The 14704-nt window shown below is 36.2% G+C and carries 18 protein-coding genes; 11 read left to right on the top strand and 7 right to left on the bottom strand.

Features of this window, described 5'->3' with window-relative positions; translation table 11 throughout:
* Positions 1 to 87: 87 nt before the first annotated feature.
* Positions 88 to 390 (top strand): YutD family protein, encoded by a 303-nt coding sequence (locus MKX37_RS24395; RefSeq protein ID WP_002015914.1) that lies wholly within the window; start codon positions 88 to 90, stop codon positions 388 to 390.
* Positions 391 to 514: 124 nt separating this feature from the next.
* Here the strand turns inward: MKX37_RS24395 and MKX37_RS24390 are convergent, their stop codons facing one another.
* The 3 genes from MKX37_RS24390 to glpX all read right to left on the bottom strand — a co-directional run bounded on the left by MKX37_RS24390 (position 515) and on the right by glpX (position 2640).
* Positions 515 to 1012: a hypothetical protein gene (locus MKX37_RS24390; RefSeq protein WP_002129735.1), complete on the bottom strand. Its 498-nt coding sequence runs from the start codon at positions 1010 to 1012 to the stop codon at positions 515 to 517.
* A gap of 373 nt (positions 1013 to 1385) precedes the next feature.
* Positions 1386 to 1652 carry a DUF3055 domain-containing protein gene (locus MKX37_RS24385; protein ID WP_002034592.1) on the bottom strand — a complete coding sequence of 89 codons (267 nt, stop codon included), beginning with the start codon at positions 1650 to 1652 and terminating at the stop codon, positions 1386 to 1388.
* A gap of 16 nt (positions 1653 to 1668) precedes the next feature.
* On the bottom strand, positions 1669 to 2640 hold the full coding sequence (gene glpX / locus MKX37_RS24380) for a class II fructose-bisphosphatase (protein WP_002015911.1): 972 nt from the start codon (positions 2638 to 2640) through the stop codon (positions 1669 to 1671).
* Positions 2641 to 2787: 147 nt separating this feature from the next.
* Here glpX and MKX37_RS24375 point away from each other — a divergent pair, with 147 nt between their 5' ends.
* The 4 genes from MKX37_RS24375 to MKX37_RS24360 all read left to right on the top strand — a co-directional run bounded on the left by MKX37_RS24375 (position 2788) and on the right by MKX37_RS24360 (position 5454).
* Positions 2788 to 3228 carry a DUF86 domain-containing protein gene (locus MKX37_RS24375; protein ID WP_078422102.1) on the top strand — a complete coding sequence of 147 codons (441 nt, stop codon included), beginning with the start codon at positions 2788 to 2790 and terminating at the stop codon, positions 3226 to 3228.
* Between the two features lie 78 nt (positions 3229 to 3306).
* On the top strand, positions 3307 to 3939 hold the full coding sequence (locus tag MKX37_RS24370) for a helix-turn-helix transcriptional regulator (protein WP_002139296.1): 633 nt from the start codon (positions 3307 to 3309) through the stop codon (positions 3937 to 3939).
* 107 nt (positions 3940 to 4046) lie between these two features.
* Positions 4047 to 4811: a TIGR01457 family HAD-type hydrolase gene (locus MKX37_RS24365; RefSeq protein ID WP_002089349.1), complete on the top strand. Its 765-nt coding sequence runs from the start codon at positions 4047 to 4049 to the stop codon at positions 4809 to 4811.
* Between the two features lie 112 nt (positions 4812 to 4923).
* Positions 4924 to 5454 carry a hypothetical protein gene (locus tag MKX37_RS24360; RefSeq protein WP_002184742.1) on the top strand — a complete coding sequence of 177 codons (531 nt, stop codon included), beginning with the start codon at positions 4924 to 4926 and terminating at the stop codon, positions 5452 to 5454.
* A gap of 32 nt (positions 5455 to 5486) precedes the next feature.
* On the opposite strand, the gene MKX37_RS24355 is transcribed toward MKX37_RS24360, so the two are convergent.
* A complete protein-coding gene (locus MKX37_RS24355) occupies positions 5487 to 6068 on the bottom strand; it encodes an NAD(P)H-dependent oxidoreductase (protein WP_002129727.1) in 582 nt (193 codons plus the stop codon).
* Positions 6069 to 6354: 286 nt separating this feature from the next.
* Between MKX37_RS24355 and MKX37_RS24350 the strand changes: the two genes are divergently transcribed.
* The 3 genes from MKX37_RS24350 to MKX37_RS24340 all read left to right on the top strand — a co-directional run bounded on the left by MKX37_RS24350 (position 6355) and on the right by MKX37_RS24340 (position 10701).
* A complete protein-coding gene (locus tag MKX37_RS24350; RefSeq protein WP_002129726.1) occupies positions 6355 to 7143 on the top strand; it encodes an ABC transporter ATP-binding protein in 789 nt (262 codons plus the stop codon).
* Positions 7127 to 9700: an FtsX-like permease family protein gene (locus tag MKX37_RS24345; RefSeq protein WP_002129725.1), complete on the top strand. Its 2574-nt coding sequence runs from the start codon at positions 7127 to 7129 to the stop codon at positions 9698 to 9700. Before MKX37_RS24350 ends, MKX37_RS24345 begins: the two co-directional genes overlap by 17 nt.
* Before the next feature lie 521 nt (positions 9701 to 10221).
* Positions 10222 to 10701: a GNAT family N-acetyltransferase gene (locus MKX37_RS24340; protein ID WP_002015903.1), complete on the top strand. Its 480-nt coding sequence runs from the start codon at positions 10222 to 10224 to the stop codon at positions 10699 to 10701.
* A gap of 19 nt (positions 10702 to 10720) precedes the next feature.
* Here the strand turns inward: MKX37_RS24340 and MKX37_RS24335 are convergent, their stop codons facing one another.
* Positions 10721 to 11212: a phosphatidylglycerophosphatase A family protein gene (locus MKX37_RS24335; protein ID WP_002015902.1), complete on the bottom strand. Its 492-nt coding sequence runs from the start codon at positions 11210 to 11212 to the stop codon at positions 10721 to 10723.
* Positions 11213 to 11332: 120 nt separating this feature from the next.
* Between MKX37_RS24335 and yutH the strand changes: the two genes are divergently transcribed.
* Complete coding sequence (gene yutH / locus MKX37_RS24330; RefSeq protein WP_002089339.1) at positions 11333 to 12334, top strand: spore coat putative kinase YutH; 1002 nt, start codon at positions 11333 to 11335, stop codon at positions 12332 to 12334.
* Positions 12335 to 12393: 59 nt separating this feature from the next.
* Here the strand turns inward: yutH and MKX37_RS24325 are convergent, their stop codons facing one another.
* Together MKX37_RS24325 and MKX37_RS24320 are read right to left on the bottom strand one after the other, a co-directional pair.
* Positions 12394 to 12609: a hypothetical protein gene (locus tag MKX37_RS24325; protein WP_001137788.1), complete on the bottom strand. Its 216-nt coding sequence runs from the start codon at positions 12607 to 12609 to the stop codon at positions 12394 to 12396.
* 190 nt (positions 12610 to 12799) lie between these two features.
* Positions 12800 to 13036: a NifU family protein gene (locus MKX37_RS24320; RefSeq protein ID WP_000431159.1), complete on the bottom strand. Its 237-nt coding sequence runs from the start codon at positions 13034 to 13036 to the stop codon at positions 12800 to 12802.
* Positions 13037 to 13242: 206 nt separating this feature from the next.
* Between MKX37_RS24320 and MKX37_RS24315 the strand changes: the two genes are divergently transcribed.
* Both MKX37_RS24315 and MKX37_RS24310 read left to right on the top strand, forming a co-directional pair.
* Positions 13243 to 13551 (top strand): YuzD family protein, encoded by a 309-nt coding sequence (locus MKX37_RS24315; RefSeq protein WP_000248590.1) that lies wholly within the window; start codon positions 13243 to 13245, stop codon positions 13549 to 13551.
* Between the two features lie 52 nt (positions 13552 to 13603).
* The gene (locus MKX37_RS24310) at positions 13604 to 14398 is read left to right on the top strand and encodes a nucleotidyltransferase domain-containing protein (protein ID WP_002015900.1); all 795 of its coding nucleotides are present in this window, start codon (positions 13604 to 13606) and stop codon (positions 14396 to 14398) included.
* The last annotated feature ends 306 nt before the right edge of the window (positions 14399 to 14704 follow it).

Raw genomic sequence — 14704 nt, 5'->3', positions numbered from 1 at the left:
TAATTTTCAATTTTTTGTATTTGAAATTGTTGGTTGTTATGCTTTGTGATACGATAAAAAGAAGAATGCTTAGAGAGGAAGTTCATAATGGAGCAAAAGCAAGAGATTCATACTACGGTGAGCGTTAATAATGTTCAGTACGAAGTGATTAAAAACTTTCGTGACGGTTTTAGTGAAGAAGCACTTAAAGAGCGCTATGCAGAAATTTTAAATAAATATGATTATATCGTTGGAGACTGGGGTTATGAGCAACTTAGATTGCGCGGATTCTTTGATGATAGTAATCAACGTTCGACATATGATACGAAAATTAGTACTTTATCAGAGTATTTATACGAGTACTGTAACTTCGGTTGTGCACACTTTGTATTGCGAAAAGTGAAGAAATGAAAAAATCCTCTTACGATTGTAAGAGGATTTTTTCATAGTAATTATGAGGAGACTGTTTACATTACATCTAAGTCATTCAATAAATCAATCGTACCTTTTCTCACCTTTAACATGAGAGTCCACCTTACAAACAAATTGAAATGTAATCACCTTCAGAAAGAGTTTTGTTTGGTTTCATTTGTTGTCCGTTCAATTGGATATGCCCATTTTTAATTTTATCCACAATGAGTGCACGGCTCCAATCTGAAATATATGTGGATAACACTTTATCAATCCGGTGGGAACCGAAAACTATGTCTAATACGATCGTTATTTCGGCTATACCACTTTCTTTGTATTGTGTAATGGAAATGGTAGTACTTGTTTCCGTTTGTTCTTGCTGAGTCATCTCGACAGTTTCGACGTGATCAGTAAATGATTTATAAATATGAAGTTTTTGATTCCACGTATGATCTTTCGGACATTTATAAATTGCAAATCGGTATATGTTCTTTCCGTTTGCGTTATGCCTGCGAATGTTCGTGTCGGTAAAAAGGGTAGTACGCCTGCAATTTTTACAATATTTTTCGATTGTTGCTAGTTCGTTTTCATATAAACTCCAAGAAAGTTGTACTTTCTGCATTTTCCTTCACCTCTTATATTAGTGGCAAAGGAACGTAATACAGCTATTTGGATGTCTTGTAGTATGAAGACATAAGAAGTAGAAAAAAATAAAAAGAGGTTCCCCCAAGAGGAACCTCCGTAAACATCATACTACAGATGCGTTACGTTCCTTCGTAATGGGAATGGGCAGACTACTCCCTTGAAAAAGCACGGTGCTTTTTTGAGAGTAATGCTATCCAATTGCTGATCCATTACAAAGTAAATGTTGGCATACGCAGATAACGTCCTTTCTATCCAAATAGATTTGTTCATAAGTATAACATATAAGATTGAAAATTCAAAATATAAATTGTAAAAAAACACCAGCTAACATAGCTGGTGCTCCAGATAAATTATATAAGTTCAAATAAAAATGAGCGTAATTCTTCTGCATTTTCTTCAGACATCGAAAATGCATGCTCTAAGTAGCCTTGTTCATTTAAATCGTCAGGACCGATGATAGCAAATTTGTTGCTTTGCATATCAAGGACTATCGTTTTACCGTAATGACGATCGGAGTATAGAAGCGCTAAATCATGACGCTCATTTTCCCCCAAAAAGCTAACGAAACGCGTTTTTGTAGCGACTGTATCGTCGTACAGAAAGAAACGTTCTTCCATACACATGGCTCCTTTATTAAATATCTAAGTTTAAGTGTGGTTTATGATCTAAATGGTGATGCGTTTTAATGAAACGTACTGTTCTTGTTTTGTAACGCATTACGATAGAATATGTTTCAGCTAAATCTCCGCCAAGGAATTTCACGCCGTCTAATAATTCACCAGCAGATACACCTGTTGCTGAGAAGATTGCATCATCACCAGATACTAAGTCATCTAACATAAGAAGTTGACGAGGATCTTCTAATCCCATTTCACGACAACGAGCTTCTTCTTCTTCGTTCATTGGAACTAAGCGAGCTTGCATTTCACCTTCAAGGCATTTTAATGCTGCTGCAGAAATAACGCCTTCTGGAGCTCCGCCAACACCTACGAATAAGTCGATACCTGTTCCAGGTAAAGCTGTTGCGATTGATGCACCAACATCTCCATCACCAAATAATTTTACGCGTGCACCTTTTGCACGAACACGGTCAATAATATCTTGATGACGTTCACGTTCTTGGATGATAACCGTTAGGTCACGAATTTTTTTATTGTTTGCTTCTGCTACAATATCAATTGTTTTTTCAATTGGATCATCTAAGCTAATTTTACCAGCTGCTTTTGGACCAACCGCGATTTTTTCCATGTACATATCCGGAGCATGAAGAAGGTTTCCTTTATCTGCGATTGCGATAACTGCCATTGCATTTGCAAGGCCTTTTGCAACGATGTTTGTACCTTCTAATGGATCAACGGCGATATCTACTTCTGGACCGTTACCTGTTCCTAGTTCTTCACCAATATACAACATCGGTGCTTCATCAAGTTCTCCTTCACCGATTACAACTGTACCTGCCATGTTTACTGAATCGAACATATCACGCATAGCTGTAGTTGCTGCATCATCTGCTTCGTTTTTCTTTCCGCGGCCCATCCACTGTGCGGATGCTAAGGCTGCTGCTTCTGTTACACGGACAATTTCTAGTGCGAGTTCACGTTCCAAGGTTGCATTCCTCCAATTTCAAAAATCATACAAATATAACTATAACAAATAACGAGGAAAAGGTGAATTCGAAAAATTGTCGATTTTTTCAGAAGAAAGCGTTACAATTAAAATGTAAATGCTTTAATTTCCAGGTAGGTGACATTCATGTACTTCGTAGACAGAAAGAAAATAGAACAAATGCTAGTATGTTTAGAACGAGCAACAAATACATTTCAAGAGAAAAAGACATATGAAACAGAGTTTGAATTTTATGCATTAGAGCGCATAGCCCATCTTATTATCGATTGTATATTAGATGTAGGGAATGCGATGATTGATGGATTTATTATGCGCGATCCAGGAAGTTACGAAGATATTATTGATATTTTAATGGACGAGAGAGTTATAAGTGGAGAAGAGGGAGCGCATATTAAAGAAATTATTCTTCTTCGAAAAATGCTTACGCAAGATTATATTCAAATGAATCATGATGAATTATATAAGACGATTCAAAAACATATCGCCGTGGTAGAGAAATACCCAGCGAATATTCACAGTTATTTAGAAAAGGAATTAGGACCTGTATCTGCATTTGTACCAGAATAATTGTGCTTATAAGATCCCCGGGAATTCCTTTGGGGATCTTATATTGTATAGGAGAAAGAAAAGGGAGAAGGGTGAGCTATGGGGGAAGCACGTACTACGAGAGAAGAGATTGTACAATTACTGAAGATAAAAGGAGAGCATACTGTAGCAGAATTAGCCGAAGCTTTAGAAATTACAGAGATGGCGATTCGTCGACATTTAAGTAAACTAGAAAATGATGAGCTAATTTATTCAAAGATGGTAAGGCAGCATGTTGGACGCCCAACATATTTGTATGGATTAAGTCAAAAGGGAGAAGATACATTCCCGAAAGAATATAAGCAGTTTGCTATTGATATGCTAGAAGATTTAGCTCGAATGGGCGATGAAAAAATGCTGCGTCACGTCTTGCAAGCGAGAACGAAACGAATGGAAGAACAGTTGCAAAAGAGGATAAGTAATCAAAGCAATTTAGCGTATAAAGTTCAAGAAGTAGCTGCTATGCAAGAGAGAAACGGTTATATGGTTCAAATAAAGCGAGATGGGGAGCATTCTTTCATATTTGAAAAGCAAAACTGTCCGTTAAAGGAAATTGCAGAGAGATTCCCGCAAGTGTGTGAAGATGAAAAAGATATGTATAAGCGGTTATTTGCAGATGCAAATGTGAAGACGTTAGCAAACATGTGCGTGGGCGATTGTAATTGTTCGTACCAAATAAAAGAGAAAAAATGAACGTTATGGGACGCTTTAGGGTAAAGCGTTTTTTTCTTTTGAAAAAGGGGTTAATATAAGAGTGGTATGATAGATGAGAACGTTAGCATAGAAGGAGAGACAAACAGATGTATAAAGGCTATTTAATTGACTTAGACGGTACAATGTATCGCGGTGAAGAGCAAATTGAAGAAGCAAGTGACTTCGTAAAAGCATTAGGGGAGCGCGGTATTCCATATTTATTCGTTACAAATAACTCAACTCGTAAACCAGAACAAGTTGCAGAAAAACTTGTTCGTTTCGATATTCCAGCGAAAGCGGAGCAAGTATTCACAACGAGTATGGCTACAGCGAACTTTATTTATGAGCGCAAACAAGATGCAACTGTATATATGATTGGTGAAGAGGGCTTACACGCTGCACTTGTGGAAAAAGGCTTTGAACTTGTGGATGAAAATCCTGATTTCGTCATTGTTGGTTTAGATCGCGATATCACATATGAAAAATTAGCAAAAGCGTGCCTTGCTGTGCGTAACGGTGCAACGTTTATTTCAACAAATGGGGATATCGCAATTCCGACTGAGCGCGGATTATTACCAGGTAACGGTTCATTAACATCAGTTGTTGCAGTATCAACAGGTGTGGACCCAATCTTTATTGGTAAACCAGAATCAATCATTATGGAACAAGCGTTAAAAGTGCTTGGCATAGGAAAAGAAGAAGCTTTAATGGTTGGGGATAACTACGATACAGATATTTTAGCGGGGATAAATGCTAGTATGCATACCCTTCTTGTCCACACTGGAGTAACAACTGTGGACAAGTTAACAGAATATGAAGTACAACCGACGCAAGTTGTGCACAACTTGACGGAGTGGATTGAGAAGATGTAATGAAATGCAGGTAACCGGAAGAGGTTGCCTGTTTTTTTATGCACAATTGCATATGTACTATAGGGATTTAAAATGTAAATTTTATATATAATGATGATAAGGGGGAATAAGAGTGTACTGGATGTCATGTATTATGTTTATTTTTACATTATGTGTTTTATTCTTTGTTCTATGGAAGATATATAAAATAAATGAAATGAAAAAAAGCGCGGGAAAGCTTATTGCAGCATATCCTCGGGTGAAACGACGTTGGATTGCCTTACTTGGACCAGCGTACTTTATCGGACAATGTATGTATATATATGCTCAATACGTAAGTGGTGATATTGGTACATTTGAACAGTTTCTCATTCAGTCAGGTAGTTATGCTGTAGCAAGTTGTTTTATGATTTTAATAGCGATCAATCTTATTAAAAGTGTACAAATATATGAAAAAGGTGTAATAGACGGATTGAACTATTATTCATACGAAGAATTAAAAGGCTATAAAACATCAACATGGGAAAATCCAAAAGAAAATATATTTTTATATCGCGGGCGAGAAAAAATGAATGATAATGTGAATTTACTTATTAGACAGGAAGATATGAATGAATTAGAAAGCATTCTTCAAAGATATATTCCGAAATTGATGATGAAATAAAAACTCCGGTTGTTATAACCGGAGTTTTTTTATTAAAACGCACGATTCACTACGTCTTTAACTTCTTCAAGATATTGTTTACGCACACTGTCATCCACAGAAGGAACACTTGTGTAGAATGTATGTTCCAGTGTTTCAATGCCTGTAAATTCAAAAATACCAGCATCAGTTGTTTTTTTCATTGCATCAAACATACCGCCTGCTGTGTATACTTCTTTCGAATTTCCCATCGTAGATAATAACAATCCTTTTTTACTGCTTAATAACTTTTCAATACCATTCTCACCGTAAGCATAAGCGAAGCCGTGGCTAAATACACGGTCAACGTATCCTTTTAAAATAGCAGGAAGACCCGCCCACCAAACTGGGTAAATGAATGTAATACTATCAGCCCAAGAGATATGCTTTTGTTCTTCTTTAATATCTTCTGGTGTGTTTCCTTGGGAAAATGAGATGAAATCGGAAGCACCTAATACTGGATTGAAGTTTAATTCGTATAAATCACGAACGCGTACTTCATGACCTTTTCCTTCTAATTCACTTTTTACAGTTTCTAAAATTGCATGGTTGAAGCTTTCTGTATTCGGGTGTGCATAAACGATCACATGTTTCATTGTTCTTCCTCCTAATTGTGGATATGTGAATAGTTTTTATATATTCGTGTAATTATTATGGTTACTTCCGTTGCGAGAGTCAACTTTTCTGACGTGAGAAATAAAGTGAAATTTTAATAGGTGGGGGGTGTCCATCCCGCACTGATTATTTGCTCACACTAATCGGGCACTTACTGCCGGTTAATATAAATGTTAGTATGTGACAAAAAAATACAAAATAGTAGGTATTTTGCATTTTCGAATAGAATATATAGATTGGTAAATAGAGAGAAAAGGGGATATCGGGATGAATATTATTGAAATTGAAGGGTTAGAAAAATCGTTTGATATTGGGGATAGTAAAGTAAAGATCTTAAAAGATATTAATGTTCAAATTCAAAAAGGTGACTTTGTTTGTATTATGGGGGCAAGTGGATCGGGTAAAACGACTTTACTTCAGCTGTTAGGTGGATTAGATATTCCATCGGTAGGTAGTATTCGAGTTGATGGTACGGAGATTTCAACATTAAAAGAAAAAGAGCTCGCTTTATTTAGAAGGCATAAAATCGGTTTTATTTTTCAGCAGTTTAATTTAATTCCAGTGTTTAATGCGGAGGAAAATGTAGGGTTGCCTTTACTATTAGATAATGTTTCGCAAAAGAAGGCAACGGTGACAGCAAATCGTTTATTAGAGCTCGTTGGATTGAAAGGAAAAGAAAAGCATTTACCAGCACAGTTATCAGGTGGGCAACAGCAAAGGGTTGCGATAGCAAGAGCTTTTGCAAATGAGCCGGCTATTATATTAGCAGATGAGCCAACAGGGGCGTTAGATTCAGAAAACAGCAAAAATATTATCGCGGCACTTCGCAATGCATGTGATGAATTAGGGCAAACAGCTGTCATTGTAACGCACGATCCGTTCGTAGCGGCCCATGCTGATAAAGTCGTTTTCTTATTAGATGGTGAGGTGATTCATGAGCATACTGAAAGTAAAGGGTGGAAATTTCGAAATATCCCGCAACAAGTTACTCAAATTCAAGAGATTATGAATCGTCACTTTAAAGTAGGAGGTAAAGGTGATGCGATGGGTAATTAAGTATGCGGTAAAATCGATGAAACAAAATTGGTTGCGAAATATGTTGATTGCCCTCGGTGCAGCTTTAGGTGTTATGTTAGCGACGATGTTATTACTAGGTAATCAATCAGTAGAGCAAAGTGTGAAGGAACAAGTAGTAAGTCGGTATGGAGATTATAATTTACAATTTGGCTATATAAAAAATGACATGTATTTAAATAATGAAAGTTTAAAAGGAATAGATGGCTTAGAAAATGCTGAAAAAATATCAAAAGCACTTATACCGTATCCTTTTCCACATTATAAAGAACTATCGGGAAAGCCATCTTATTGGGGTGTTGAGCAAGATTCTCCAGAAATGCATTCTTATAAAATATTAGAAGGACGATATCCGAAAGAAGGTGCTGAAGTAGCACTGACAAAAGGGTATACAGATCGTGAAAATATACGGGTAGGAGATACGATTAAACTGCCATTCCCGCAGCATGGTGAAAAGGCTGTGAAAGTTGTCGGTATTTTAAATCCACCGTTAATGGCGTCAATGGGGCATAGTGCTTATTTTCCAATCCATTGGCTTCAAAAAGAATTAAATTTACCAAATCAATTCAATCTTGTTCAAGTGAAAGTACAAGATGTAAATGTGAAAAAAGCAATTGCTTTTGATGTACATAAAAAGATTGAAAATATAAAGGTGGACCAACGTACTTATGTAGATAAGGCATTTGAACGACTAAATGTAATGAAGCCATTAATTTTTAGTTTAGGTGGTATTGCCTTATTTGTTGTAGCCCTTTTAATAATGGGAAGTTTCTTCTTATCTGTCAGAAGTCGATTTAAGCAATGGGCATTATTACGTGCACTTGGTAGTAATCCAAATCAAATTATATTAGTCGTTTTATTAGAGGCTTTATGTATTGGGGCAATCGGATCACTAGCAGGAGTTATTCTTGGAGCAGGTACGCAAACAATCGCCGCATCATTTATTAATAAATGGGTGAATATTGAGGGGGCAGTGAAAGAATCATTCTCGATTTCAGGCGAGATTTTACTCATTACGTTTTTACTAGGGATTGTTATGTCTATCATAGGGGCTATTATACCAGCCTTTATGGTTAGAAAGATTCCACCAGTTCAAGCGCTTAGGCCAGGTCTTCCTAGTAATGAGAAAAAAGAAAAAAGGTGGAGTGCTTTTAGTGGTAGCATTTTAATCATTGGTACTGTTATTGGACTAGCGGGTAACGTATTAGAGCGATATATCGGTTTTAATCCAAGTGCGATAGGTGCGCTGTTATTTGCGGTCGGTTTGTTATTTGCGATTCCGTTATTTATTCGGATGATAGCACCAGTGATTGCAAAACCACTTCAAATGATATTACGAATTGAAACGACGATTAGTAGCCGAAATGTAATTCGTTATCGAAATAAGGCAGCTGTATCGGTTGCTATACTAGCATTTGGTTTTATGTTAGCACTTGTTGGAACGATGTATATAAACTCTATTTACGAAGGCATGAAAGATGGGTTACAAAAACATTTACCAGCTGATTTAGTAATAAGAATTCCAATAGAGTCGCAAAGTACTGAAGTATTACCATTTAGTTGGATGGAGAAGGTTAAAAAAATTGATGGTGTAGAAGAGAGCGTAGCAAATGTTACTGACTTTACAGCGAAGCTTATAAATTATGATTTTAAAAAAGCGGATCAAGAGTGGTATGAAAATGTGAGGAAAGATGATTTTGAATATGATGTGATAGAAGTTGTGGGGAATGATATTGTTGCTTATCAAAAAGTAACAAAAGCGAAAGTGATTACAGGACAAGATTTAAATAAGCCATTACAAGATGGTGAGGGAGTCGTTACGAAGAGAACTGCTAAAACATTAGGGATTCAGTTGCATGATACGATTGAAGTACAAGGAAAAGGGAAAGAAAAACAAACGATTAAAGTCGTTTCGATTATTGAGCAAGGATTAAGGGGAAGAGGATTAGACATTTTCGTAAATGAACAATGGGTTCGTGATAAGTTTCACGTGCAAGGATATGAAGCAATTCAAGTTATGACAAATTCTAATCAATCATTTGAAGAGATTAAGAAGCAAGTAAAACAAATTACAAATAATAAAGAGAACGTAGAAGTTATTAATAGCCATGATTTATTAAAAGAACAGGAGCAGTTATTATCGCAAATGATGATGTTAATTCGCTTGTTAGTTGTAATTGTTTTCATTATTTCTGGTATAGGGTTAATGAATGCGATTGTCTCAAGTTTACATGAAAGACGTGCTGAAATTAGTATGATTCGTGCGGTAGGAGCTATTCCGAAGCAAATGAGACGGATTGTTTTATTAGAGGGCACTTTACTTGGAGCGATAGCTGGTTGTATTGGGGTTTTAGGTGGAATTGTATTTAGTTATATTGTGTTATCAAGCTTAGAGTTAACGGTTATTATCATTCCGTATAATCAAGTTTTAATATTGGCACTAGCTAGCATTATACTCGGAGCAGGAGCAGCAATGATTGCTTCATTACAATTAAGAAAGTTTAAATTGAGTGATACTTTAAAGGAGTTATCAGCATAAAAGATTATTATATCCCGCTCATACAAAGTACAAAGAAGACGAATAAAATGATAACAATACCGATACCAAAGTTAAATACAAGAGTACTATCCATATATGTAACCTCCTTGTTTGAAAGTAAAAAGCACTCTGGCTGGAGTGCTTTTTATTATCCGAATATGTCGCAACGAACGCCGCAACATATAGAAAGGGAATAATGCGTTTAAAGAGTTATATTAATTTATGCATTAATTTTGTAAATGAGCAGGTCCTGCTCAGGTATAGAAAAAAGACACTCTTTCGAGTGTCTTTCATGATGACAAAACGTGCCAATTGCTTGAGTTTGATAAGACGTTAATTTTCCGGTTAACAGTCTTTCTTAATCAAGAAGTGTAACAACAGCGATTCAAATAAATTTTAGCATTTTTTAAAGGGGTGTGCGTATGTAACTATGCATATTACGATTAGAGGAGAATCAAGTTTGGAAAATGAATGAGTAAATACATATAGATTAGTAGAGTATTTGATAAGGGGCGAGATGAATGGATATACATAAGTTAACAGAAGAAGAAGCGAAAGAAATAAATACGTGGAAGTATGAAAATCCCTATACGTTATATAGCTTTTCGGGAGATGCTGAAGTAATAGAAGAGTTGCTAGATGGAACGTATTACGGTTGTTGCGGAGAGAATGGAGAATTCATCGGCTATTTTTGTTTTGGAGAAAATGCACAAGTGCCAGGGGGAAGAGATGCTAATTTATATAGGGGAGAAGATGTAGTAGATATTGGGCTTGGAATGAAGCCAGAGTTAACAGGGAAAGGGATGGGAGAAATATTTTTTCAAGCGGGAATAGCATTTGCTACTGAGGAATTGAATTCGAAAATGTTTCGACTGAGTGTAGCGACATTCAATAAGAGAGCGATTAGGCTATATAAAAACATTGGATTTCAAGTAGGACCTCTTTTTTTGAGCCGTGGAAGAGAGTTCATGCTTATGGAATATGAAAGGCCGTCAGTATGAAACTGACGGCCTAGACCCCTTATTCCGAATGCTCAGCACGGTGCGCTAAACGACTTGAAGCAGCGGCAGCGATTCCGCCAACGATATCATCAAGGAATGTATGCACCTTTCCAGTTGATTTATCATTTAAGTATTCTAAAATACCTGGTTTTAATTTATCGATATATCCAAAGTTCGTGAAGCCAATTGACCCGTACACGTTAACGATTGAAAGTGCGATGACTTCATCAATTCCATATAGTCCTTCATCGCGTTTTACGATATCTTGTAACGGCTGACTTAACATTCCTTTTTCAGCAAGGACATCAAGTTCAATGCCTGTAATAAGAGCGTTTTGTACTTCTCGTTTTGATAGTACACGCTCAACGTTATAGCGACATTCTGACATCTCTAAATTTGCATGGTATTTCTTTTGAAGAAAATGAACAAGATCAGCAATATCGTCAATTGTTACACCGCGCTCTTGTAATAGTTGTAATGCTCTTTCTTGTAGTTGATTTGAGTCTTTCATGTTTATCACCTTTTTTTCTTTTTAGTATTTGTATACGTTTCGTTGCTTTATCATGTGCATAGGAATGAAAGGCGAGCACAAGCTCATATATATAAAGAAAAACCATAGGTGGCGACTGCGATGATTCAGCATATTTATGAGCATTATCACATGCATGTTAAAGAATTAATCCCCCTTGGCCCCTATAAAAGCTTTTGGATTCGCAACAAAATTTATGTACTTGTTCCAATTGGAGAAATGGAGGAAGAAGTACTTGTAGAGATGAAAAAGCTCAGTGATTATATGAACCAGCAAGGGGATATAACTGTTTCGACTTTCGTTCCGACTATACACGGCTACTATGTAAGTGAGATAGAAGAAAAAAATTACTGCTTATTAAAAGGTATGCGTATGTTAGAGCGACATGCTACATCATTAGGAAGTGAGCTTTCTATATTCCATAAACGTGGCGCATTCTTTCCAGAAGAAGTTGAGCAATTAAGCCGCATTGGTGAATGGAAAGCATTATGGGAAAAAAGGCTCGACCAATTAGAAAGGTTTTGGCAATCGCAAGTGATGAACCATCCTTCAGACGTATTCGATCAATTGTTTATTGAATCCTTCCCGTATTACTTAGGAGTTGCAGAAAATGCAATTCAATATGTTGTCGATACAGAAATGGACGATACACCACAAATAACTGACGCAGCAACAATTTGCCAAGAACGATTTACACCTTTATTATGGCAGCAAACGAAGCGTTTAAAACTTCCTTTTGATTGGGTATATGATCACCCAAGTAGAGATATAGCAGAATGTATTCGCTATATGATGATAGAAAAAAAGAAAGATTGGGAGCAAACGGTAGTTCAATTCATTACAGATTATGAACGTAATTATTCGCTCTCTTCATTTGGTTGGCGCTTATTATTCGCAAGGCTTCTGTTCCCGCTTCACTACTTTGAAACGATTGAACGATATTATCAAACAGGAAACGAAGAACAAAAAGGCATATATAGAGCCCGTTTAGAAATCATTTTACATGATGTGAAGCGCACTGAGCAATTTATGAATCATTTTTACGAGTCATTTCGTTTACCTGTTGATAAGTTAGGCATTAGGAAATTAGATTGGCTGTCTTAAAATGAAAAAAGAGACCGGGTGAGGTCTCTTTTTTATATATCACAATTGTATGTAATACATTATGCCCCTACCTGTTGATCTGCACATATATTTAAAATGAATTGATGTCTTTCGATTTTTTCATTTACTTTACTCAATAATTCTTGCTGGATTTCTTTAAATAAAAATTGATAACTTGCATTCCATGTTGGTATAACGGATGAAAGGTCTAATAAATACTCTTTTTTCTTTTCTAGTTCTTGAATTGTTAAGAAAGTGTTCCCCATTCTTGGCATGTGTCGTCCCCCTATGTTTTTTTCTGTATATGTGTGAACGATTCTATAGTATTAATTATCGCATTTTTTGAGAAGGATTTCCAATTTTGTTTTATGATGTTAAAGGGGAAGTGTTATTTGAATAAAAAAAGAGACCCATTTGGGTCTCTTTCTAGGAAGCGATTCTGAACGAGCCGCTTCTGCTTTTAGATTAAAATACTTGTTCTACTTCAATAACGCCTGGTACTTCTTCAAGTAGTGCGCGTTCGATACCAGCTTTTAGTGTGATTGTAGAACTTGGGCAGCTTCCGCAAGCACCCATAAGGCGTAATTTTACGATACCTTCTTCAATGTCTACTAATTCAACGTCTCCGCCATCGCGAAGTAAGAATGGACGTAATTTATCTAATACTTCTAATACTTGTTCTTGCATATGTGGGTTTTCCATTTTTATCGACTCCTTTCATCAGTTTTATTATAATCAAGATAGAGGGGAAAATCTATTTTTTCTGTTCTTGTTTTATTGTCGAAATTTTTTATCATGTTTACAACGTGTTTTTTCAGTATAGGGGTATAGAATAAATTTGTAAAATGATGTGCTTATGTACTAAGACATCTGAATATACTGTTGAAACAAGAAGTGGGGGAGAAGAAATGGTTAATGTGCAAGTGTATGGGACGAAAGTAATTTGTGCGAGCTGCGTTGGAATGCCATCTTCAACAGAAACGTTTGAGTGGTTACAAGCGGCGATTGGTCGTAAATATGAAGGACAAGAAAATAAATTTAATTTCGAGTATATTGATTTTCAAGAAGAACAAGAAGATGAAGATAAAAAAGCATTCGCAGAGCGCGTAGTGGAAGAAGATCTATTTTATCCGGTCGTTCTTGTAAATGGAGAAATTGTTGGAGAAGGAAATCCTCGTTTGAAGGATGTTTACGAAGAAATCGAGAAATATTTATAAAGCAGGAAGCCTTTGCGAATTTGCGAAGGCTTTTTTTATTGGAGGGATAGATGTGGAGAATGGAATAAAACATGCTTTACCAGAAGAAGTAAAGCAATTAATGGAGCAGTACATAGTAGAATTAAAAGAAATTTTTTCGGATGAAAAAATAGTCGGGGTATATATTTACGGATCAATCGCGCTAGGAGCATTTCATATAGAAACGAGCGATGTTGACTTTGTTACGGTAATAAGTGATTCCGTGAATGAAGCTGAAAAACAACAAATTATAGAACTGCATAAAAAAAATAGTAAAAGTACGTTAGGTAAAAGAATGGATGGTATGTATATTCCGCTTGCTGATTTAGGGAAATACAATGATGAAATGAATGAGTACGTGTATTGTGCAGATGGTAAGGCTGATATTGGTCATTGGGATATTAACGCGGTCACATGGTGGACATTGAAAAATCAAGGTATTACAGTTAGCGGGAAAGAAGTAGAAGACCTTTCCTTTCAAATAAAGTGGGACGATGTAGTAAATACGATGAAATACAACGTAGAACATTACTGGCTTGAAAAAGCGAAGCGTCCTTATTTATTTTTCATAGAAGAATGGGTAGAATCAGCTGTCGTTACGATGGGACGTATTTTATATACGTTAGATCATGAAACAATCGTTTCAAAAGATAGAGGATTACAATACTTATTAGAACGTTCAGCGAAAGAATGGGAGCCTTTATTAAAAGAGGTAGAGCGAATGCGAAATAATCCAAAGGGAAAGCGCAAGCTCTCTATTTGGAGGAGGGCTGATATGACGAAGAGGTATTTGCTGTGTTTGATTGAAGAGTGTAGGGGGAAGTGGTAGGTGAATAGTAAAAGCATCCTTCATATAAAGGATGCTTTTACTATTTTTACATAATGAAAAAGTACTTTGCAAGGAATGAGAAGTCGAAAGATAATCTAAAATATGGATAGTTTCATGTGAAACATTATGCAATAGACTGTTCTTTTTGATGTTTATCCCGCATTAACGGGCAGTAAGACTCTCACTTCAAAATTCGGCTGGAGCAAAGAAGTTAGATGGGAGATCAACTGCCCGTAAAAGCCCGATTGGTGAAGGCTAATAATCAGTGGTGGATGAACAAAACCCCCACTGATTAAAGTTTCACTT

It is taken from the genome of Bacillus sp. FSL R5-0709, from assembly GCF_038004785.1.
Classification (GTDB): domain Bacteria; phylum Bacillota; class Bacilli; order Bacillales; family Bacillaceae_G; genus Bacillus_A; species Bacillus_A mycoides.
The sequence above is the reverse complement of the archived record's forward strand: the minus strand, read 5'-3'. Positions and strand labels throughout refer to the sequence as shown.

Bases quoted from the DNA above. Each gene is read 5' to 3' on its own strand.
- MKX37_RS24350 (WP_002129726.1), top strand. From the start codon at position 6,355: ATGAATATTATTGAAATTGAAGGGTTAGAAAAATCGTTTGATATTGGG.
- MKX37_RS24365 (WP_002089349.1), top strand. From the start codon at position 4,047: ATGTATAAAGGCTATTTAATTGACTTAGACGGTACAATGTATCGCGGT.
- MKX37_RS24355 (WP_002129727.1), bottom strand. From the start codon at position 6,068: ATGAAACATGTGATCGTTTATGCACACCCGAATACAGAAAGCTTCAAC.
- MKX37_RS24315 (WP_000248590.1), top strand. From the start codon at position 13,243: ATGGTTAATGTGCAAGTGTATGGGACGAAAGTAATTTGTGCGAGCTGC.
- MKX37_RS24395 (WP_002015914.1), top strand. From the start codon at position 88: ATGGAGCAAAAGCAAGAGATTCATACTACGGTGAGCGTTAATAATGTT.
- MKX37_RS24390 (WP_002129735.1), bottom strand. From the start codon at position 1,012: ATGCAGAAAGTACAACTTTCTTGGAGTTTATATGAAAACGAACTAGCA.
- MKX37_RS24375 (WP_078422102.1), top strand. From the start codon at position 2,788: ATGTACTTCGTAGACAGAAAGAAAATAGAACAAATGCTAGTATGTTTA.
- MKX37_RS24370 (WP_002139296.1), top strand. From the start codon at position 3,307: ATGGGGGAAGCACGTACTACGAGAGAAGAGATTGTACAATTACTGAAG.
- MKX37_RS24320 (WP_000431159.1), bottom strand. From the start codon at position 13,036: ATGGAAAACCCACATATGCAAGAACAAGTATTAGAAGTATTAGATAAA.
- MKX37_RS24345 (WP_002129725.1), top strand. From the start codon at position 7,127: ATGCGATGGGTAATTAAGTATGCGGTAAAATCGATGAAACAAAATTGG.
- MKX37_RS24335 (WP_002015902.1), bottom strand. From the start codon at position 11,212: ATGAAAGACTCAAATCAACTACAAGAAAGAGCATTACAACTATTACAA.
- yutH (WP_002089339.1), top strand. From the start codon at position 11,333: ATGATTCAGCATATTTATGAGCATTATCACATGCATGTTAAAGAATTA.
- MKX37_RS24385 (WP_002034592.1), bottom strand. From the start codon at position 1,652: ATGGAAGAACGTTTCTTTCTGTACGACGATACAGTCGCTACAAAAACG.
- MKX37_RS24325 (WP_001137788.1), bottom strand. From the start codon at position 12,609: ATGCCAAGAATGGGGAACACTTTCTTAACAATTCAAGAACTAGAAAAG.
- MKX37_RS24340 (WP_002015903.1), top strand. From the start codon at position 10,222: ATGGATATACATAAGTTAACAGAAGAAGAAGCGAAAGAAATAAATACG.